The following is a 986-nucleotide window of genomic DNA, read 5'->3' as shown; positions in this document are numbered from 1 at the left end:
TTGACGAATAAGAAGATCGCACCGATCGGCGCAATACCGATGATCTCATATTCGCCGCTGCGCATAATTTTCGCAGCACCAGGACTGCTTAAAGATTTGATGACGATGGCCAGATGGTCGTAGGTTGGCAATGCGCCAACGGCATTAATACTGCCTGTAAATGAGTTGTACTCGCGTGCCCGTATGCCAGGTAAGTTGAGCATATCGCATACGCCATTTTTAAACTCTTCTGAGGCGACACGATCATCGGTATATACCTTAAAAGACAAATCAACACCCCAACGCACGGCATCGATTTTGTATTCCTTCATTTCTTTGTGGATGGGGCCATCATGGCCAACAAAGTCGAAGACGCACATAGTGAGCGGCTGAAGTGCATTTGCATGTGCTGTTTTGGCTAAAAGTAAGCCTGTTAAAACTACTGAAAGAAGACGTAACATACTGACAAGTCTCAAAGTTTTTCTTATTAAATCGAATGCTAACGTAAAGTATGATTTAGAGAAATGTTCTATTCGGAAAATGAGAGTTCTATCCGGTTAATTGAATAGGTTTTGCGCGAGTTCCCCTAATTAAAGGGTGAGTGATCGTACAAGAGAGGGAACAATATACATGGCGTTATCCCTGAATATTCGTGAAGCACAGCTGGCTGATTGGGATCGTATCTGGCCATTTTTTAGCGACATTGTTCGTGCTGGCGATAGTTATCCTTATTCTCCTGATATGAGCAAAGAAGAGGGGTTTCAGCAGTGGATGGTCATGCCTCAATTTACCTATGTTGCAGAGCAATCTGGCGAAGTGGTCGCTACGTATTACATTAAACCGAATCAAGCGAGCTTGGGCGCGCATGTTAGCAATTGTGGTTATATGGTATCGCCTTCGTATCGGGGCGGAGGGATTGCTAGCCAATTATGTGTACATTCGCAGTCCATCGCTATAAAGCTTGGCTATAAGGCAATGCAATTTAACTTGGTTGTTGCTTCGAATAG

At 44.0% G+C, this 986-nt stretch carries 2 protein-coding genes; one reads left to right on the top strand and one right to left on the bottom strand.

From position 1 onward, the window contains the following. On the bottom strand, positions 1-440 hold a 440-nt coding region (locus tag A3739_RS04285; protein WP_231877002.1), incomplete at its 3' end, for a putative solute-binding protein. A 169-nt stretch (positions 441-609) separates the two neighbouring features. On the opposite strand from A3739_RS04285, the gene A3739_RS04280 reads away from it, so the two are divergent. Further along, positions 610-986, top strand: a 377-nt coding sequence (locus A3739_RS04280) for a GNAT family N-acetyltransferase (protein ID WP_068500451.1), incomplete at its 3' end; no start/stop codon positions are given.

The sequence above is a fragment of the Oleiphilus sp. HI0067 genome, assembly GCF_001635735.1.
This window is presented reverse-complemented; position numbering and strand designations above follow the sequence as displayed.